Raw genomic sequence first — 19,863 nt, forward strand, 5'->3', positions numbered from 1 at the left:
TATACAGAGGAACTATTTTACCCGTTTTGTCCCACTGGGGCTGGGCTAAGCACAACCCGAACTGAAGCCGCTGTCTTGTTGCCATCAAAATCTAGCCAAGCCTTGTTTGCAAAGTCATAAAGCTTGCATTTACGGGCAGTATCAAAATACCATCCCCATGAGAACTTTTGCACAAAAATGCGCTCTGGGAGTATGGTTTCAAGGGTCTGCTGGGCCTCTTCTAGGCGATATAGCGGCACGCTCATGTCAACATGGTGGGCTGTGTGCTCCATGATGTGGTGCATCAACTTACCCCAAATCCAGTTAAATGTGAGGTGAACCGTGGTAGATACAAAAGGTTGGGCACGCAACCATTCAGACTTTTTATCATACCAAGAGACTTTGGGGTGGGTGTGATGAACATAAACCACAAAACCGATCATGCCATTCCAGAACAGGAATGGGACAGCAAAACCAGTGCTCAAACCAACCAAGATAGCTTGTCCAGTAGAGATCGCGCCAGCAATCAGGCAACCTATCCACATGATTGCAAATCCAGTAACCAGTAAATTGTCTTTTAAGAAAATGGGGCGGTCGCCCGGTTTATTTTTGGCATTTGGAAAGTATTCGCGTCTCCACCAAATTTCAATTAAATAATAAAAAACTGGACCCCAGCCACTGCGGTACAGACGCTCTACAGCCTTACGCCATGGGGGGAGTGCGTCATACTCAGACTTTGATAGAGGCGCCCATACAAAGTCAAATCCCTTCAGATTAGTTTGGCCATGATGAACAACGTTGTGACCAACATCCCACAAACTATATGGTGTTAGGGATGGCAAGAACGCTATGCGACCTAAGATTTTGTTGAGCTCACGGTTAGGCGTATAGCTTTGGTGACATGCGTCATGACCCAAAATAAAAATACGCCCTGTCACAAATCCGGCAATGAGGCCGAACATAATCTTTAACAACGTGCTCTCTACAAAAATGGTTCCAGCGATGCAACCAAGCCACAGCAGCGCATCAATTACTAGGAGTATGATTGCGCGCCCAGTTTCTCCTTGTGCCATAGGCATTAGCCAACCCCGAATAATTTTTCGGTGCGGTAACGGTGCCTCTGGCGGCAAAGGATTAGTTAAAGAGGGCTCTGAAAGGGTGGAATTTAAATGTGTAGACACGATAAAAATCAATAAGTTAAGTGCAAATGATAGCGGTTTTCGTAATTTTCCGCACATGATATAGGTCAAAAACCACTTGATTGTTGGCGCGCCCGGCAGAAATCGAACCTGCGACCCTTGGCTTCGGAGGCCAATACTCTATCCACTGAGCTACGGGCGCCAGTGAAAAACTGGTTACCCTTCTATTGTAAGGGCCTGTAGCCCTACTCTCTAGTAGTCATCACGGTAATACTCCTAAACTCGTCAAACGATAAATTCTTATGAGCAACGAGCACGGAAGTCTAATTAAGTCCCCAAAACAACTCATCATTATGTTGTTGTTGTTGTTGATGGTGTGTGTAAACAATGGCAAATGCAGCGATTCTTCAGCTTCAGCTGAATAATTAATTAAACCCGTTGCTCAATTGGAATTTAACGATGCTAGCGCACCCAAAGAGCTGCAGACTGGCGAACAGGTTTACAAGGCAGTATGCGCGCATCTTGTCATGCATCAGGTGCTGCAGGAGCTCCTAAATTTGGTGATGCGGGTGCATGGTCTTCTCGCTTGGATAAAGGCTACGATGGTCTGTTGACATCTGTGTTGAAAGGCAAAGGCGCAATGCCTGCTTGTGGTGGAGCAAGTCCTACTGATGTGAGTGAGTACGAGTTAGGCCGTGCGGTGGTGTGCCTAGCAAATTCTGCGGGTGGAAAATTGCCAGAGCCTAAAGCGCCCCTGCTGCGAAATAATTGTTTATATCCCCTTTAAGGCTGACGATTAGTCAGCCTTAAAGGGTTTTGTTTGCTCACTTGTTGCATCTAACGCAATTCGATAGGCTTCTTTTTTTGTAAGGCCTAATGCTTGTGAAAGCACTGCTGCAATTTCTTGGCTTCCAAGAAAAAAGGGCTTAGCGCATTGGCCCAAAGTATAAGAGATGCATGCTCTGGAGCCTCGGCGCTACTAGCTGATCGCTCAGCTACCAGAATGACAAACTCACCCTTAAGACTCTGCGCATCTTTTAGTCAACGAGCAATATCGATCGCCTGAAGAGATACAAGTTCCTTAAATTTTTTTGTTAATTCACGACAAATGAAGAGTTGTCTATCAGGCTCCAAATTATTCGCTAAAAAACTTAGTGTTTCTTTAAGATGGTGGTGGGGACTCAAAAAAATACTCCTTGTTTATTTGTCAAAACATCTTGAATAAAGGTGTCACGCTCTTTGGATTTGTTGGGCCAAAAGCCTAAAAACTGAAAGCGTCCCTCTGATTCATGCATCACGGATCCTGGAGCCGAGATGGCGCTCGACACAGAGCTTGCGCCTGCTATTGGTATTACTCTAAAGCCTACCTTTTGCATTTCATTTACCAGCTTGGCACCAGGATCTGAAACACCAGATGTACCTGCATCTACTAAAATATAGGCCCAACGTTCATTGTTGGTGAGATGCTGAATAACAGTTTGAGCGTCACTCATTTCATTGTGTTCGTGAAGTGCTAAACACTTTTTGTGAATGCCAAATTGTTGAAGCAAGGCCGCGCTATGTCTAGCGTCCTCACATGCAATTCCATCTACCGCATTTAATACATGTAGGGCACGTAGCGTGATGTCACCCAAATTGCCCATGCGGGTTGCAACCATGTAGAGAGCCCCAGCAGGCCAATCTTGCTGTTTTAACAAATTGAATGAGCTCAGTGCCATGAGGTTGCCTGCTCTAAAAGTAATTGAGTTAGTACAAGAATACGTTGTTTGGGGATCAGCTCATTGCTACTGAAATTAGCGCATAATATCGATATGGAACAAGAGATTAGAGAACGTTTGCGGCAGCGCGCTTCCCAGCATTTTTTGGATAGCATTGCAGTAAAACAAGAGGCTGAAAAAGTGTTGCCTGATACCATTGCTAAAGGTGTTCTGGCAATGGTGGAGTGTCTGCGTGCCGGAGGCAAGGTAATGGCTTGTGGTAATGGTGGTTCTGCTGCAGATGCTCAGCACTTTGCAGCAGAGCTTGTTGGCCGCTTTGAAAGAGAGCGGCAAGCGTTGGCTGCTATCGCATTAACAACCGACACTTCAATTTTGACTGCCATTGGAAATGACTATAGCTACGATGACATTTTTAGTAAGCAGGTTCGTGGCCTCGGAAAAACAGGCGACATCTTATTGGGTATTTCTACTTCAGGCAACTCGAGGAACGTAGTTAAAGCAATGGAAGCAGCAAAAAATATTGGCATGAAAATCATTGCTTTTACTGGCAATGGCGGCGGGAGGATTGCCGAGTTATTAGATAAGGACGACATCCACTTGTGCGCACCTTCAATTAGAACTGCACGCATTCAGGAGACACATTTAGTTTTGTTGCACGCCTTATGCGATGGCGTAGATCATGTTTTGCTTGACTGAAAATTATCGTTCTCTCAACAGAAAATATTTCAATGACAATTTCTTCACTTACTAGCTCAGTGCGTGCGGTGTCTTGGCTCTGGGCGGGGTTGTGGCAGGCTCATCCATTGCTGCAGATCGTCACACCCCAGCAGTGCAGGCTATTGATAGGGGAATTGAGCTAGAGGCGGAGAATGGGTTAGCAAAACGATTTGGTGATCACGCACACATTCATGTGACTTCATTTAATCAAAAAGTTTTATTAACAGACGAAGTAAAAGATGCTGATATCGAAGGTGAAGCTAGCGCTTATGCGAAAGCATTAAAGAATTCGCGCTCTGTATTTAACGAACTGACTATTGGACCTAACAGTAGCTTTCCATCACGCGCCAATGATGCTTATCTGGTATCAAAAATTGAAACATAAATGATCTTTACTGATCAGCTACCATCACATTCCATGGTGATAGTGGCTGAGGGTAGCAGCTTTTATCTTATGGGTATCTTGACTCAGAGCAAAGCAGATCTTGCTAAAAAAGTTGCTCGCAATACAAATGGTGTGAAAGATATTTTCACATACTTTGACATCTTCTCTGAAGCAAAAAATCGTTTAGAAAAACAAGACAAAGCAGATCAATCACAACCAAATAGCCCGCCAAAATTTCAATAATTTTTCAGTAAGTGTGCAATGTTTATAAAACTGAGCATTGAGAAAGTCTTATTCTTATTCATAGCACTCAACTGCTTCATTTCTCATTCCAAAGCGAATGTTGAAGATGAAAAAGCATTCTCAATCGCAAAACAAAATGCATGTCTTGGATGTCACGCAATTCATAAAAAATTGTTGGCCCAAGCTTTCAGGCAGTGGCAGAAAAATATAAGAGCGACCCGAATGCGCAAGCATTCTTGAAAAACAAAATTGTTAAAGGCGGTGCAGGATCATGGGGCGTCGTGCCGATGCCTGCTTAATAGCAAGTTGAGTGATGCTAACTTATCAATGTTAGCTAGCTGGATTTTGCGTGGCGCACCCAACAAAAACTAACTCTTGAAATTAACGTGCAAGACCCGGTCTGCCCAAGAACCACCACCAAGCCTCATTAGAGCGTTTGAGGTTTTCTTTTAGAGCGTAAACTCCATATCTGCCCATTGTTCGTTGGCAGCTTTCCACAATGGTTGCAGGACTGGCTGGTGGCCACTTAAGGCAGGCATCGGCATCACCATAGGCATATTCAATAGTCATGCCAGCTGTTTGAGTCAGGTGCATCATGGCCTTATTGCTGGACAAGCGATGAACATCAAGAGTTTCAATGAGTGTATTGCGGGAGTGAACCGCTGAGCGTTGTAATAAGGTGGTACCTAAGGCCTTGTCCACGACCCTCTGGGAGTACGGAAACACCAAAGTCTGCAGCTCGCGCTTGACCGCTCTGTTCTGGTGGGTATGCCAAATGCGCCATGCCAATGAGTCTTCAATCCAAAGCAAACACGCCAAAAATGACATCTTTGTTGAAATCAAATTGCTCAACATAGTGTCGAATGACCTCATCAGGGGTCTGAGTGCCAAAGCGTAACCGCATCATTTAACTGCAATAAATGATTCAATATCTGCTCTTTGTAGAGCCCGCATGAAGCTCGCGAACGGGGGTACTGCCTGCCCCGCCCTTTATGGCAAAGCAGGTGAGTGATTGTTCGCCAATTTATTGTGCATAGCAATATAGAGCAGAAATAAGCATATTTTTCAGGGTTGTCCATAATGTGTTGGAAATCGGTCAGATTGACACTAAAAGAAGGATTAATTTTTTGGAAAAGCTGGCGCTAAACACTAGAAAAAAGAAGTTTTCGAAAAAAAGTTTATTTTTTTGAAATATAAATCCTTGTTTTCATTGGCTAAATTTCCAGAGTCAGAAAAAAATAGTTCTTTTCTAGGTAAAAGAGTACGAAAGGTGTTGACGACCCCGAAAAAGTGGGATAGAATTTCATTTCTCTGCTGAATGTTTTTAAAAAAATAAACAAATCAGCCCTCTTTAAAAATTAGTCAACCGATAATTGTGGGTACTAAGTGAAAGCATCCAGTCCTTCAGGACAGATGTAAATAAATAGTACTCATAGACAGTAAAAAGATTTGGTTTTATTGCCAACTCAATTTCTTAAATGAGTGCGACGATCCGCAAGGATCGCAGGAATTGAACTGAAGAGTTTGATCCTGGCTCAGATTGAACGCTGGCGGCATGCCTTACACATGCAAGTCGAACGGCAGCACGGGTGCTTGCACCTGGTGGCGAGTGGCGAACGGGTGAGTAATACATCGGAACGTACCTTATCGTGGGGGATAACGCAGCGAAAGCTGTGCTAATACCGCATACGCCCTGAGGGGGAAAGCGGGGGATCGAAAGACCTCGCGCGATTAGAGCGGCCGATGCCTGATTAGCTTGTTGGCGGAGTAAAAGCCCACCAAGGCGACGATCAGTAGCTGGTCTGAGAGGACGATCAGCCACACTGGGACTGAGACACGGCCCAGACTCCTACGGGAGGCAGCAGTGGGGAATTTTGGACAATGGGGGCAACCCTGATCCAGCAATGCCGCGTGAGTGAAGAAGGCCTTCGGGTTGTAAAGCTCTTTTGTCAGGGAAGAAACACCGGCTCTAACACAGTCCGGGAATGACGGTACCTGAAGAATAAGCACCGGCTAACTACGTGCCAGCAGCCGCGGTAATACGTAGGGTGCGAGCGTTAATCGGAATTACTGGGCGTAAAGCGTGCGCAGGCGGTTATACAAGACAGGCGTGAAATCCCCGGGCTTAACCTGGGAATGGCGCCTGTGACTGTATGGCTAGAGTGTGTCAGAGGGGGGTAGAATTCCACGTGTAGCAGTGAAATGCGTAGATATGTGGAGGAATACCAATGGCGAAGGCAGCCCCCTGGGATAACACTGACGCTCATGTACGAAAGCGTGGGGAGCAAACAGGATTAGATACCCTGGTAGTCCACGCCCTAAACGATGCTGACTAGTTGTTCGGGATTTACATCCTGAGTAACGTAGCTAACGCGTGAAGTCAGCCGCCTGGGGAGTACGATCGCAAGATTAAAACTCAAAGGAATTGACGGGGACCCGCACAAGCGGTGGATGATGTGGATTAATTCGATGCAACGCGAAAAACCTTACCTACCCTTGACATGTCACTAACGAAGTAGAGATACATTAGGTGCTCGCAAGAGAAAGTGAACACAGGTGCTGCATGGCTGTCGTCAGCTCGTGTCGTGAGATGTTGGGTTAAGTCCCGCAACGAGCGCAACCCTTGTCTTTAGTTGCTACGCAAGAGCACTCTAAAGAGACTGCCGGTGACAAACCGGAGGAAGGTGGGGATGACGTCAAGTCCTCATGGCCCTTATGGGTAGGGCTTCACACGTCATACAATGGTGCATACAGAGGGTTGCCAACCCGCGAGGGGGAGCTAATCTCAAAAAATGCATCGTAGTCCGGATCGTAGTCTGCAACTCGACTACGTGAAGCTGGAATCGCTAGTAATCGTGGATCAGAATGTCGCGGTGAATACGTTCCCGGGTCTTGTACACACCGCCCGTCATACCATGGGAGTGGGTTTTGCCAGAAGCCGTTAGCCTAACCGCAAGGAGGGCGACTGCCACGGCAGGGTTCATGACTGGGGTAAAGTCGTAACAAGGTAGCCGTATCGGAAGGTGCGGCTGGATCACCTCCTTTCTAGAGAAAAAAGACTGGATCTATAGTACCCACACTTATCGGTTGACAATAAAAGCCACGGGTCTGTAGCTCAGCTGGTTAGAGCACTGTGTTGATAACGCAGGGGTCGTAAGTTCAAGTCCTACCAGACCCACCACCAGCCAGAAACATAACTTAGTCGGCGTTGGGGGATTAGCTCAGCTGGGAGAGCGCCTGCTTTGCAAGCAGGGGGTCGTCGGTTCGATCCCGTCATCCTCCACCAACAGATAAATGGCAAAACTAAGCAATTGTGAACTGTTTAGTTGTGCAATTTATGGCTGTTCTTTAAAAATTTGAGTAAGCAAAGTGTCAAACGTATCTTTGAGAGAGTGCGTTTGACAATGTAATAAGGGTAAAGATTTAAAGCATCAATCAGTAATATCAAACAAGTTTTACAAAGTTCTTAACAAGAACTTACAGTTTGGATTACGGCAAACATGTCAGAAGTAAAAATAAAACCTGTAACAGGTACTAGCAATGGTGCTAGTTATAGGATCAAGTGAATAAGTGCACATGATGGATGCCTTGGCGATTACAGGCGACGAAAGACGTGATAACCTGCGATAAGCCCCGGGGAGCTGGTAAATAAGCTTTGATCCGGGGATTTCTGAATGGGGAAACCCACCACTTTTGTGGTATCCATACCTGAATACATAGGGTATGAGAAGCGAACCTCGTGAACTGAAACATCTAAGTAGCGAGAGGAAAAGACATCAACCGAGATTCCCAAAGTAGTGGCGAACGAAATGGGAAGAGCCTTCTAGTGATAGTTCTGTAATTAACAGAATGGAATGGAAAGTCCAACAATAAAGAGTGATAGTCTCGTATGTAAAAATTATTGAGTGGTACTAGGCTAGAGACAAGTAGGACGGGACACGTGAAATCCTGTCTGAATATGGGGGGACCATCCTCCAAGGCTAAATACTCGTAATCGACCGATAGTGAACAAGTACCGTGAGGGAAAGGCGAAAAGAACCCCGGGAGGGGAGTGAAATAGATCCTGAAATTGTGTGCATACAAACAGTAGGAGCCTCGTAAGGGGTGACTGCGTACCTTTTGTATAATGGGTCAGCGACTTACATTCAGTAGCAAGCTTAACCGAATAGGGAAGGCGTAGCGAAAGCGAGTCCGAATAGGGCACTAGTTGCTGGGTGTAGACCCGAAACCAGTTGATCTATCCATGGCCAGGTTGAAGGTGCGGTAACACGTACTGGAGGACCGAACCCACTAACGTTGAAAAGTTAGGGGATGAGCTGTGGATAGGGGTGAAAGGCTAAACAAAACTGGAAATAGCTGGTTCTCTCCGAAAACTATTTAGGTAGAGCCTCGTGTATCACCGTAGGGGGTAGAGCACTGTCATGGTAGTGGGGTCCATTGCGGATTACTGCGCCATAGCAAACTCCGAATACCTACGAGTGCAAGCACGGGAGACAGACATCGGGTGCTAACGTCCGGTGTCAAGAGGGAAACAACCCAGACCGCCAGCTAAGGTCCCTAATATATGCTAAGTGGGAAACGAAGTGGGAAGGCTAAAACAGTCAGGAGGTTGGCTTAGAAGCAGCCATCCTTTAAAGAAAGCGTAATAGCTCACTGATCGAGTCGTCCTGCGCGGAAGATGTAACGGGGCTAAGCATATAACCGAAGCTGCGGATCACACAATGTGATGGTAGGAGAGCGTTCTGTAAGCCTGTGAAGGTGTCTTGTAAAAGATACTGGAGGTATCAGAAGTGCGAATGCTGACATGAGTAGCGATAAAGGGGGTGAAAAGCCCCCTCGCCGTAAGCCCAAGGTTTCCTGTTCAACGTTCATCGGAACAGGGTGAGTCGGCCCCTAAGGCGAGGCAGAGATGCGTAGCTGATGGGAACAAGGTTAATATTCCTTGACCATTGTTAGATGCGATGGGGGGACGGATCGCGGAAAATTGTCCGGGTGTTGGAAGTCTCGGTTCTTGCGTTGGAGATGGCTATTAGGCAAATCCGGTAGCATAATTCAAGGGCGTGAGACGAGCGAATTTATTCGCGAAGCAATTGGAAGTGGTTCCAAGAAAAGCCTCTAAGCTTCAGTCTAACAAGACCGTACCGCAAACCGACACAGGTGGGCGAGATGAGTATTCTAAGGCGCTTGAGAGAACTCAGGAGAAGGAACTCGGCAAATTTGCACCGTAACTTCGGGATAAGGTGCGCCCTTGTAGTTTGACCGTGAACAACGGAAGGACGAAAGGGTTGCAATAAAAAGGTGGCTGCGACTGTTTAATAAAAACACAGCACTCTGCAAACACGAAAGTGGACGTATAGGGTGTGACGCCTGCCCGGTGCTGGAAGATTAAATGATGGGGTGCAAGCTCTTGATTGAAGTCCCAGTAAACGGCGGCCGTAACTATAACGGTCCTAAGGTAGCGAAATTCCTTGTCGGGTAAGTTCCGACCTGCACGAATGGCGTAACGATGGCCACACTGTCTCCTCCTGAGACTCAGCGAAGTTGAAATGTTTGTGATGATGCAAACTACCCGTGGCTAGACGGAAAGACCCCATGAACCTTTACTGTAGCTTTGCATTGGATTTTGAATCGGTCTGTGTAGGATAGGTGGGAGGCGTTGATAACAGGATGCTAGTTCTGTTGGAGCCAACCTTGAAATACCACCCTGATTTATTTGAGGTTCTAACCTTGGCCCGTTATCCGGGTCGAGAACAGTGCATGGTAGGCAGTTTGACTGGGGCGGTCTCCTCCCAAAGTGTAACGGAGGAGTACGAAGGTACGCTTGGTACGGTTGGACATCGTACCTAAAGTGCAATGGCAAAAGCGTGCTTAACTGCGAGACCGACAAGTCGAGCAGGTGCGAAAGCAGGTCATAGTGATCCGGTGGTTCTGTATGGAAGGGCCATCGCTCAACGGATAAAAGGTACTCTGGGGATAACAGGCTAATACCGCCCAAGAGTTCATATCGACGGCGGTGTTTGGCACCTCGATGTCGGCTCATCTCATCCTGGGGCTGTAGCTGGTCCCAAGGGTATGGCTGTTCGCCATTTAAAGAGGTACGTGAGCTGGGTTTAAAACGTCGTGAGACAGTTTGGTCCCTATCTGCCATGGGCGTTGGAGATTTGACGGGGGCTGCTCCTAGTACGAGAGGACCGGAGTGGACATACCGCTGGTGTACCTGTTGTTTCGCCAGAAGCATCGCAGGGTAGCTATGTATGGAAGAGATAACCGCTGAAAGCATCTAAGCGGGAAACTTGCCTGAAGATGAGATCTCCCGTAGGTTTAACCTACATAAAGGGTCGTTGAAGACCACAACGTTGATAGGTTGGGTATGGAAGCGCAGTAATGCGTTAAGCTAACCAATACTAATTGCCCGTTAGGCTTGATCCTATAACCAGCACTATTGTGTTGGATGTTTGCCAGATTTAATCTGCAGCCTTAATTACATGCTTACTTAAATAAAGTTGCTGATAAATCAGCAACTCAACCCTCTAAGCCCGGTGGCCACAGCGAATTGGAACCACTCCTTCCCATCCCGAACAGGACAGTGAAACGATTCTACGCCGATGATAGTGCGGATTACCCGTGTGAAAGTAGGTAACTGCCGGGCACCAATGCGACGCCCAGACCCTTTTAAGTCTGGGCGTTTTTACTTGTACAAAGCGTTTAGAGAGATTGACAAAATCTCCATTTGGAGTCAATATATTTGGTTCGTGGAGGGGTGTCCGAGCGGCTAAAGGAGGCAGACTGTAAATCTGTTGGCTATGCCTACGTAGGTTCGAATCCTACCCCCTCCACCAGATGTGCGGGATTAGTTTAATGGTAAAACAGCAGATTTCCAATCTTCGGTCAAGAGTTCGATTCTCTTATCCCGCTCCAGAATTTGTTGCAATAAATTTAGCACATGTGGCTCAGTGGTAGAGCACTCCCTTGGTAAGGGAGAGGTCGGCAGTTCGATCCTGCCCATGGGCACCATGTTTCATTTTTATTAATTGTGTATTTCGTGTTTGGTTTAAGAGTTAACTAAAGGCAGACAAAAATGGCAAAAGAAAAGTTCGAGCGGACAAAACCGCACGTAAACGTAGGTACTATCGGTCACGTTGACCACGGTAAAACTACTTTGACAGCAGCAATCGCAACTGTGCTCTCAAAAGCATTCGGTGGCGAAGCAAAAGCATACGATCAGATCGATGCTGCTCCAGAAGAAAAGGCCCGTGGTATTACGATTAACACTGCGCACGTTGAGTACGAGACAGCCAATCGTCACTATGCTCACGTAGATTGCCCAGGACACGCTGACTACGTCAAGAACATGATTACTGGCGCTGCTCAGATGGACGGCGCTATTTTGGTTTGTTCTGCTGCTGACGGCCCAATGCCACAAACTCGTGAGCACATTCTCTTGGCACGCCAGGTGGGCGTTCCTTACATCGTCGTTTTCTTGAATAAGTGTGACATGGTTGATGACGCTGAATTGCTCGAGTTAGTTGAAATGGAAGTGCGTGAACTTCTGTCTAAGTACAACTTCCCTGGCGATGACACACCAATCATCCAAGGTTCTGCTAAGTTAGCCCTAGAAGGCGATGAAGGTCCATTGGGTAAAGAAGCCATCATGAAATTGGCTGAAACCCTTGACTCTTACATCCCTACTCCAGAGCGTGCGGTTGAAGGTGCGTTCTTGATGCCAGTAGAAGACGTGTTCTCGATCTCCGGTCGAGGTACTGTCGTCACTGGTCGTATTGAGCGCGGTATCGTTAAAGTCGGCGAAGAGATCGAAATTATCGGCATCAAGCCAACTCTTAAGACAACCTGTACTGGTGTTGAAATGTTCCGTAAATTGCTCGACCAAGGTCAAGCAGGCGATAACGTGGGTATCTTGTTGCGCGGTACAAAACGTGAAGAAGTTGAGCGCGGCCAAGTATTGGCTAAGCCGGGTTCTATCACTCCACATACGCACTTTACTGCCGAGGTTTACATCTTGGGTAAAGACGAAGGTGGTCGTCATACTCCATTCTTTAACAACTATCGTCCCCAGTTCTACTTCCGTACTACAGACGTAACGGGTTCAATCGAGTTGCCAAAAGACAAAGAAATGGTGATGCCAGGTGATAACCTCACGATTACCGTCAAACTAATCGCACCAATCGCGATGGAAGAAGGTTTACGTTTTGCGATCCGTGAAGGTGGCCGTACTGTTGGCGCCGGAGTGGTTGCAAAGATTTTGGCTTAAGTGCCTTTGATAAAGGGGTGTAGCTCAATTGGCAGAGCGTTGGTCTCCAAAACCAAAGGTTGGGGGTTCGATGCCCTCCGCCCCTGCCATGATTTGAACTGAAAGTAATATGTCTCAACAAACGGCAAGTCAAACTGAAGAAAAAAGTAGCTGGGTTTCGATACTCGCTGCTTTAGTCGTCGTTGCAGCGTTAGTTCTTTACTACACACTGGTCGACCAGTCGTTACTGGTAAGGCTGGGGGTTTTGTTTGGTGGCATTGCTGCTGCGGTTCTGATTGTAACAATTTCTCCAGGTGGGCGTCGTTTTATAACCTACGCAAAAGATTCTTGGTATGAAGTAAAAAAGGTTGTTTGGCCGTCTCGTAAAGAGACCACCCAAATGACTCTAGTCGTATTTGGCTTTGTTCTGATCACATCCTTGTTTCTATGGATTGCAGACAAATTAATTGAATGGCTAGTTTTTTCAGTCTTTTTAGACTGGACGTGAGTAAGCAAAATGATTGATTCTGCAACAGCCACCAATCCACAAGCTACCGGTAATATGCGCTGGTACGTTATTCACGCCTATTCCGGCATGGAAAAGAGCGTTAAAAAGGGTCTTGAAGAGCGTATTGCGCGTTCTGGAATGCCTGAAAAATTTGGCCGCATTTTGGTTCCCTCCGAAGAGGTTGTAGAAATTAAATCCGGCACTAAATCAGTTTCTGAGCGTCGTTTCTTCCCGGGATATGTCCTGATTGAAATGGAAATGACAGATGAGAGCTGGCATTTGGTAAAAAATACGCCAAAGGTAACCGGTTTTGTAGGGGGTATTCGTAACCGCCCAAGCCCAATTTCTACGGCAGAAGTGACTAAAATCATGGACCAAATGCAGGCTGGGGTCGATAAACCTAAGCCTAAGACCCTCTTCGAGGTTGGAGAAATGGTGCGCGTTAAGGAAGGGCCGTTTACGGATTTCAACGGGAACGTTGAGGAAGTGAATTACGAGAAGTCAAGATTGCGTGTTTCTGTTACAATTTTTGGCCGCGGTACCCCAGTTGAGCTTGGGTTCGGCCAAGTAGAAAAGATGTAAAAACAAGGGTTTGAGCCTGTTTTGTTTTGCAGTTTTAAGTGGTTATTTAGATTTTGTATTTAACCGAGGAGCGGAGCTAGTAAGTCAAAAACTAGCGAAGCGTTTACTCAACGGCGGTCTCTACTCGTGAGGTAAGACGCGCTTTAAGGAGCAACACATGGCGAAGAAGATTATTGGCTTTATTAAGCTGCAGATTCCTGCAGGTAAAGCAAATCCATCACCTCCCGTAGGTCCAGCATTGGGACAACGCGGCATCAACATTATGGAATTCTGTAAGGCGTTTAATGCTCAAACTCAGAGCATGGAACCTGGCCTGCCAATTCCAGTCGTGATTACAGCTTTCGCTGATAAGAGCTTCACATTCATCATGAAGACTCCTCCAGCAACCATCATGATTAAGAAGGCTGCGAAGATCGAAAAAGGATCACCACGTCCGCATACTGACAAGGCGGGTTCAATTACTCGTGCTCAAGCGGAAGAAATCGCTAAAGCAAAAATGCCAGATTTGACAGCCGCCGATATGGACGCAGCTGTTAGAACAATCGCTGGTAGCGCTCGTTCCATGGGCATCACTGTGGAAGGGCTCTAATCATGACTAAATTATCTAAACGCGTAAAAGCCATTCAATCCAAAATAGATCGCAACAAGTTCTACTCATTAGAAGACGCATTAAATCTCGTTAAAGAGTGTGCAACTGCAAAGTTTGATGAATCTATCGACGTTGCTGTTCAGTTGGGTATTGATGCTAAGAAATCTGACCAGGTGGTACGTGGCGCTGTAGTACTCCCAGCCGGTACAGGTAAGCATGTTCGCGTGGCTGTTTTTGCACAAGGCGAGAAGGCTGAGCAAGCCAAGGCTGCTGGCGCAGAAATTGTCGGCATGGAAGATCTTGCGGAACAAATCAAAGGCGGCAAAATTAATTTTGATGTTTTGATCGCATCTCCAGACACAATGAAGATTGTTGGTACCTTGGGTCAGGTATTGGGCCCACGCGGTTTGATGCCAAATCCAAAAGTGGGAACAGTAACTCCCGATGTAGCTACTGCTGTTAAGAATGCGAAAGCTGGTCAAGTACAGTTCCGTGTAGACAAAGCCGGTATCGTGCACGCAAGCATTGGCCGTCGCTCATTCGAGCCAGCTGCATTGAAATCTAATTTACTCGCATTGCTTGAGGCTTTGCATAAAGCAAAGCCTCAAGCATCTAAGGGTTTTTATTTAAAGAAGGTTGCCGTAAGCAGCACCATGGGTGCAGGCGTACGTGTAGACCAAGCATCGTTACAGGCAGCAGCTTAATTAGCTTGTAACAAAAAAGAACTTTGGGTCGACTCCCGCTCAAAGAGCGGGAGTCGAACATCAAAGACCGTTGGTGGATTAATTGCTAATACAGAATTAATTCTTAATCGTTACGAAAGTAATAGCCAGCGCAGATGGCGACCCTGAAAAGATTTTCACAAGAGGCTTTGCGAACAAATGATCAGACGCTGGTGTGTAACCCCAACTGGAAACAGTTGGTTTTGATGGAGTTAAACCGTGCCTTTGAATGTACAAGATAAAAAAGCGATTGTTGCTGATGTCGGCGTTCAATTGGCTAGAGCCCAAACTGTCGTGCTGGCTGAATACCGTGGTATTCCAGTAGAGCAGCTTACAAAGCTACGCGCTAGCGCACGTGACCAAGGTGTATATCTTCGCGTTTTGAAGAGCACATTGGCACGCCGTGCTGCACAAGGCACTCAGTTTGAGCCCCTTGCTGATTCGATGATTGGCCCCTTGATCTATAGTATTTCTGCTGATCCTATTGCTTCGGCAAAAGTATTACAGAACTTTGCTCAGACTCAGGAGAAGCTAGTTATTACTGCTGGCTTATGGATTTGAACGACTTGGTTAAGGCGTTCGAAAAGAAGTTTAATGTTTCAGCTGCAGCTATGGCCGTTGCTGGTCCTGCCGGTGCAGCTGGTGGCGATGCTGGTGGCGCTGAGCAAACAGAATTCACTGTTAACTTGCTCGAAGTTGGTGCAAATAAAGTTTCAGTAATTAAGGCAGTTCGCGAAATTACTGGTCTTGGCTTGAAAGAAGCTAAGGACTTGGTCGATGGTGCACCTAAGCCAATTAAAGAAGCTGTTGACAAGAAGACAGCTGAAGAAGCTAAGAAGAAGCTTGAAGAAGCTGGCGCTAAAGCAGAACTTAAGTAACACAAGCAATGCTGGCGCCTCTCATAAAGGGAGGTTAGTCATGTTGGGTTTGACATCTAGAGGTCAAACCCGATTTCAATCAGCCATGAAATCGGGTTTGCCTTCTGATACGACTGCAGAATGCAAGTTTGGTCGGACACTAGATTGAAACGGTCTAGTGTTGTCCGCCAGTGATTGGTAGTGGCCAATCGCCAAATCTTTGTACAGTCGCTGAAGTCGGAGATGAAATGAACTATAGCTTCACCGAACGCAAGCGAGTCCGTAAAAGCTTTGCTAAGCGAGTCAATAACCACCAGGTTCCGTATCTGATCGCAACGCAGCTGGAATCCTACGCTAAATTTTTACAGGCTGATAAGCCAGCTACTTCTCGTATTAACGAGGGACTACAGGCTGCCTTTACATCAGCATTCCCAATTGTCTCTAACAACGGCTATGCACGTATGGAATACGTGTCATACCAGTTATCACAGCCTCCATTTGACGTTAAAGAATGTCAGCAACGTGGTTACACATATCACTCTGCCTTGCGCGCTAAAGTTCGCTTGATTATTTATGATCGCGAAGCGCCCACAAAGGTCAAAGAAGTAAAAGAGAGCGAAGTTTACATGGGTGAAATTCCACTCATGACAGAAAACGGTTCTTTTGTGATCAACGGTACTGAGCGTGTCATTGTGTCTCAGTTGCATCGTTCTCCAGGCGTTTTCTTTGAGCACGATAAGGGCAAAACACACAGCTCAGGAAAGCTGCTATTCTCAGCTCGCATCATTCCTTACCGTGGTTCATGGCTTGACTTCGAGTTTGATCCAAAAGACATACTCTATTTCCGTGTTGACCGTCGTCGTAAGATGCCTGTCACCATTTTGCTTAAGGCAATTGGTTTAAACAACGAACAGATTCTTGCTAACTTCTTTCACTTTGACCATTTCACATTGACTGCTAACGGCAGTTCAATGGAATTTGTGCCAGAGCGTTTGCGTGGCCAGTTGGCTAGCTTTGATGTGCTCGATAAGAATGGCGTTGTCGTCATTCACAAAGATAAGCGTATCAATGCAAAGCATATTCGCGAACTCGAAGCGGCTAAGACAAAAACAATCGCGGTACCAGATGACTACTTAGTGGGTCGCGTGGTTGCGCGTAATATTGTTGATCCAAATTCTGGTGAAATCCTGGCCTATGCTAATGATGCAATCACTGAAGAGTTGTTGGCTACATTGCGCGATACCAGCATTAAGCAATTGGAAACCATCTACATCAACGATTTAGATTCTGGTGCGTACATTTCACAAACATTGCGTATTGATGAGACAGTGGATCAAATGGCCACTCGTATTGCCATCTACCGTATGATGCGTCCTGGTGAGCCTCCAACCGAAGATGCGGTTGAGGCTTTATTCCAACGCTTGTTCTACAGTGAAGATACTTACGATTTATCGCGTGTTGGCCGCATGAAGGTGAACAGCCGTCTTGGTCGTGCCGAGATGGAAGGGCCGATGGTACTGTCGAATGAAGATATTCTCGACACGATTAAGTCTCTCGTAGATTTACGTAACGGCAAAGGCGAAGTAGACGATATCGATCACTTAGGTAATCGTCGTGTGCGTTGTGTTGGTGAATTGGCTGAAAACCAATTCCGTGCCGGTTTGTCACGTGTTGAGCGTGCTGTTAAAGAGCGTCTCGGCCAAGCTGAAACGGAAAATCTCATGCCGCATGACTTGATTAACAGTAAGCCAATTTCTTCTGCGATTCGTGAGTTTTTCGGTTCTTCACAGTTGTCCCAGTTTATGGACCAAACCAACCCACTCTCAGAAATCACGCACAAGCGTCGTATTTCTGCATTGGGACCTGGTGGTTTGACACGCGAGCGCGCAGGCTTCGAAGTGCGCGACGTACATCCAACCCACTATGGACGTGTTTGTCCAATCGAAACCCCAGAAGGACCAAACATTGGTTTGATCAACTCACTCGCGTTATTTGCGCGTTTAAATGAGCATGGCTTCCTTGAAACTCCATATCGTAAGGTTTCCAATAGTAAGGTAAGCGATGAAGTGGTTTACCTCTCTGCGATTGAAGAGGCGCAGTATGTAATTGCCCAGGCGAACGCAACAATCGACAAAAATGGTAAGTTGGCCGACGAATTGGTTTCGGCGCGTCAAGCTGGTGAAACCATGATGGTTAGCCCAGAGCGCATTGATTTTATCGACGTTGCACCTAGTCAGATTGTTTCTGCTGCAGCCTCACTCGTTCCATTCCTAGAGCACGATGATGCGAATCGTGCATTGATGGGTGCGAACATGCAGCGTCAAGCAGTGCCTTGCTTACGTCCAGATAAGCCTTTGGTTGGTACAGGCTTAGAGCGTATTGTTGCGGTTGACTCCGGCACCGTTGTTTTAGTAGCTCGTGGCGGCATCGTGGATTACGTTGATGCGAATCGTGTTGTGATTCGTGTAAACGATGATGAAACTGCAGCTGGTGAAGTTGGTGTAGACATCTATAACTTCATCAAGTACACCCGCTCAAACCAAAATACCAATATCAATCAACGTCCAATCGTGAAGGTTGGCGATCGTGTAGTACGTGGCGACGTAGTGGCTGACGGTGCATCTACTGACTTGGGTGAATTGGCTTTGGGTCAAAACATGACTGTGGCATTTATGCCATGGAATGGCTACAACTTTGAAGATTCGATCTTGATCTCGGAGAAAGTGGTTGCAGATGACCGTTACACCTCTATTCATATTGAAGAGTTGTCAGTGGTTGCGCGTGATACCAAGCTTGGGTCAGAAGAGATTGCTCGTGATATTTCCAATTTGGCAGAGTCACAGCTTCCTTCCGGCATGGTTGGTACGGTTATTGATGTTCAAGTCTTCACTCGTGAAGGTATTGAGCGCGATGCTCGAGCACAGTTCATCATTCAGGAAGAGCTCCAGCGTTATCGTTTGGACTTAAACGACCAGTTGCGTATTGTCGAGGGCGATGCCTTCATGCGTTTAGAAAAGCTGTTGATTGGCAAAGTTGCTAATGGCGGCCCTAAGAAATTAGCTAAAGGCACCAAGATCAATAAGGATTACCTTGCTGATTTGGATCAATACTATTGGTTTGATATTCGTCCAGCAGATGAGGAAGCGGCTTCACAACTTGAAGCAATCAAGTCCTCTATCGAAGCGAAACGTAAACAGTTTGATGAAGCTTTTGAAGAGAAGCGCACTAAGCTTACTCAGGGCGATGATTTACAACCTGGCGTAACAAAGATGGTTAAGGTCTACTTAGCTGTTAAGCGTCGCTTGCAACCTGGTGATAAAATGGCTGGTCGTCACGGTAATAAGGGTGTAGTTTCTAAAATCGCCCCTGCTGAAGATATGCCATTTATGGCAGACGGACGTCCTGTTGATATCGTCTTGAACCCATTGGGAGTTCCTTCCCGCATGAACGTTGGTCAGATCTTGGAAACCCACCTAGGTTGGGCTGCTCAAGGTATTGGTAAGCGTATTGATGAAATGGTTCGTCAGCAAGCTAAGCAAGCTGAGTTACGTAAGTTCCTCAAGCAGCTCTACAACGAAACAGGTCGCATTGAAGATATCGATAACTTCACTGACGAGCAAATCAACGTATTGGCTGAGAATCTCCGCCAAGGCTTACCATTTGCTACTCCAGTGTTTGACGGTGCAACTGAAGCCGAAATCGGACGCATGCTCGAGCTGGCCTATCCAGAAGAAGTAGCTACTTCTTTGAAGATGACCCCATCACGTCAGCAAATGATTTTGTGTGATGGCCGTACTGGCGATCAGTTTGAGCGTCCAGTCACTGTTGGCGTAATGCACGTCTTGAAACTCCATCATTTGGTGGATGACAAGATGCATGCTCGTTCAACTGGACCTTACTCTCTAGTAACGCAACAGCCATTGGGCGGTAAAGCTCAGTTTGGTGGTCAGCGCTTTGGTGAGATGGAAGTCTGGGCCCTCGAAGCATACGGTGCTTCATATGTCTTGCAGGAAATGCTGACAGTGAAGTCCGATGACGTCGCAGGCCGTACCAAGGTGTACGAAAACATCGTCAAGGGCGAGCACACGATTGATGCTGGCATGCCCGAATCCTTCAACGTGCTGGTAAAAGAAATCCGTTCGTTGGGTATTGACATTGATATGGAGCACAACTGAT

Annotated in this window: 14 protein-coding genes, 7 tRNA genes, 3 rRNA genes and 2 pseudogenes; 21 read left to right on the forward strand and 5 right to left on the reverse strand. The window is 46.6% G+C overall.

The genetic code is table 11. The features are described from left to right. Positions 1 to 17: 17 nt before the first annotated feature. Positions 18 to 1,160: a fatty acid desaturase gene (locus DXE31_RS03835; protein ID WP_231969336.1), complete on the reverse strand. Its 1,143-nt coding sequence runs from the start codon at positions 1,158 to 1,160 to the stop codon at positions 18 to 20. 84 nt (positions 1,161 to 1,244) lie between these two features. Then, positions 1,245 to 1,320, reverse strand: a tRNA-Arg gene (locus tag DXE31_RS03840). Between the two features lie 100 nt (positions 1,321 to 1,420). Here DXE31_RS03840 and DXE31_RS12805 point away from each other — a divergent pair. Beyond that, positions 1,421 to 1,872 (forward strand): annotated as a pseudogene (locus tag DXE31_RS12805) (c-type cytochrome); the annotation flags it as partial. A gap of 287 nt (positions 1,873 to 2,159) precedes the next feature. Here the strand turns inward: DXE31_RS12805 and DXE31_RS11115 are convergent. Next, positions 2,160 to 2,303 (reverse strand): hypothetical protein, encoded by a 144-nt coding sequence (locus DXE31_RS11115; RefSeq protein WP_231969339.1) that lies wholly within the window; start codon positions 2,301 to 2,303, stop codon positions 2,160 to 2,162. Next, positions 2,300 to 2,836 (reverse strand): 16S rRNA (cytidine(1402)-2'-O)-methyltransferase, encoded by a 537-nt coding sequence (rsmI, locus tag DXE31_RS11120; protein WP_231969341.1) that lies wholly within the window; start codon positions 2,834 to 2,836, stop codon positions 2,300 to 2,302. The genes DXE31_RS11115 and rsmI overlap by 4 nt, the downstream gene beginning before the upstream one ends. Before the next feature lie 93 nt (positions 2,837 to 2,929). Here rsmI and DXE31_RS03855 point away from each other — a divergent pair, with 93 nt between their 5' ends. From DXE31_RS03855 to DXE31_RS11130, 3 genes are all read left to right on the forward strand, one after another. Then, a complete protein-coding gene (locus tag DXE31_RS03855; RefSeq protein ID WP_114697865.1) occupies positions 2,930 to 3,532 on the forward strand; it encodes a phosphoheptose isomerase in 603 nt (200 codons plus the stop codon). Positions 3,533 to 3,623: 91 nt separating this feature from the next. Then, positions 3,624 to 3,938, forward strand: coding sequence for a BON domain-containing protein (locus tag DXE31_RS11125; RefSeq protein ID WP_231969343.1), 315 nt, complete (start codon positions 3,624 to 3,626; stop codon positions 3,936 to 3,938). After that, positions 3,939 to 4,181 carry a BON domain-containing protein gene (locus DXE31_RS11130; protein ID WP_231969345.1) on the forward strand — a complete coding sequence of 81 codons (243 nt, stop codon included), beginning with the start codon at positions 3,939 to 3,941 and terminating at the stop codon, positions 4,179 to 4,181. It abuts the gene before it with no gap. A gap of 381 nt (positions 4,182 to 4,562) precedes the next feature. On the opposite strand, the gene DXE31_RS11135 is transcribed toward DXE31_RS11130, so the two are convergent. Beyond that, a complete protein-coding gene (locus DXE31_RS11135; RefSeq protein WP_231969346.1) occupies positions 4,563 to 4,883 on the reverse strand; it encodes a hypothetical protein in 321 nt (106 codons plus the stop codon). A gap of 810 nt (positions 4,884 to 5,693) precedes the next feature. Between DXE31_RS11135 and DXE31_RS03875 the strand changes: the two genes are divergently transcribed. From DXE31_RS03875 to rpoB, 17 genes and pseudogenes are all read left to right on the forward strand, one after another. Beyond that, a 16S ribosomal RNA gene (locus DXE31_RS03875) occupies positions 5,694 to 7,226 on the forward strand. Positions 7,227 to 7,285: 59 nt separating this feature from the next. Further along, a tRNA-Ile gene (locus tag DXE31_RS03880) sits at positions 7,286 to 7,362 on the forward strand. Positions 7,363 to 7,391: 29 nt separating this feature from the next. Beyond that, positions 7,392 to 7,467: transfer RNA gene (locus DXE31_RS03885), tRNA-Ala, on the forward strand. Positions 7,468 to 7,737: 270 nt separating this feature from the next. Beyond that, positions 7,738 to 10,610, forward strand: a 23S ribosomal RNA gene (locus DXE31_RS03890). Between the two features lie 106 nt (positions 10,611 to 10,716). Beyond that, positions 10,717 to 10,830 (forward strand): 5S ribosomal RNA (rrf, locus tag DXE31_RS03895). Together the 16S, 23S and 5S rRNA genes with 5 tRNA genes alongside form the textbook arrangement of a ribosomal RNA operon. Positions 10,831 to 10,935: 105 nt before the next feature. Beyond that, positions 10,936 to 11,020: transfer RNA gene (locus tag DXE31_RS03900), tRNA-Tyr, on the forward strand. A gap of 5 nt (positions 11,021 to 11,025) precedes the next feature. Further along, positions 11,026 to 11,099: transfer RNA gene (locus tag DXE31_RS03905), tRNA-Gly, on the forward strand. A gap of 21 nt (positions 11,100 to 11,120) precedes the next feature. Beyond that, positions 11,121 to 11,195 (forward strand) — tRNA-Thr (locus tag DXE31_RS03910). A gap of 64 nt (positions 11,196 to 11,259) precedes the next feature. Then, on the forward strand, positions 11,260 to 12,450 hold the full coding sequence (tuf, locus tag DXE31_RS03915) for an elongation factor Tu (RefSeq protein WP_114697866.1): 1,191 nt from the start codon (positions 11,260 to 11,262) through the stop codon (positions 12,448 to 12,450). Positions 12,451 to 12,463: 13 nt separating this feature from the next. Then, positions 12,464 to 12,539: transfer RNA gene (locus tag DXE31_RS03920), tRNA-Trp, on the forward strand. A gap of 20 nt (positions 12,540 to 12,559) precedes the next feature. After that, positions 12,560 to 12,937, forward strand: a complete 378-nt coding sequence (gene secE / locus DXE31_RS03925; protein ID WP_114697867.1) for a preprotein translocase subunit SecE — start codon at positions 12,560 to 12,562, stop codon at positions 12,935 to 12,937. Between the two features lie 9 nt (positions 12,938 to 12,946). Continuing rightward, entirely contained in the window at positions 12,947 to 13,519 is a 573-nt protein-coding gene (gene nusG, locus DXE31_RS03930; protein ID WP_114697868.1) for a transcription termination/antitermination protein NusG, read from the forward strand. A gap of 157 nt (positions 13,520 to 13,676) precedes the next feature. After that, positions 13,677 to 14,108 carry a 50S ribosomal protein L11 gene (rplK, locus tag DXE31_RS03935; RefSeq protein ID WP_114697869.1) on the forward strand — a complete coding sequence of 144 codons (432 nt, stop codon included), beginning with the start codon at positions 13,677 to 13,679 and terminating at the stop codon, positions 14,106 to 14,108. Positions 14,109 to 14,110: 2 nt separating this feature from the next. Then, on the forward strand, positions 14,111 to 14,812 hold the full coding sequence (rplA, locus tag DXE31_RS03940; protein ID WP_114697870.1) for a 50S ribosomal protein L1: 702 nt from the start codon (positions 14,111 to 14,113) through the stop codon (positions 14,810 to 14,812). Positions 14,813 to 15,049: 237 nt separating this feature from the next. Continuing rightward, positions 15,050 to 15,379 (forward strand): annotated as a pseudogene (rplJ, locus tag DXE31_RS03945) (50S ribosomal protein L10); the annotation flags it as partial. Between the two features lie 2 nt (positions 15,380 to 15,381). Further along, positions 15,382 to 15,708: a 50S ribosomal protein L7/L12 gene (gene rplL, locus DXE31_RS03950; protein WP_114697872.1), complete on the forward strand. Its 327-nt coding sequence runs from the start codon at positions 15,382 to 15,384 to the stop codon at positions 15,706 to 15,708. A gap of 227 nt (positions 15,709 to 15,935) precedes the next feature. Next, positions 15,936 to 19,862: a DNA-directed RNA polymerase subunit beta gene (rpoB, locus tag DXE31_RS03955; RefSeq protein ID WP_114698646.1), complete on the forward strand. Its 3,927-nt coding sequence runs from the start codon at positions 15,936 to 15,938 to the stop codon at positions 19,860 to 19,862. Position 19,863 lies beyond the last annotated feature (1 nt).

The organism is Polynucleobacter necessarius, from assembly GCF_900095185.1.
In the GTDB taxonomy this organism is placed as follows: domain Bacteria; phylum Pseudomonadota; class Gammaproteobacteria; order Burkholderiales; family Burkholderiaceae; genus Polynucleobacter.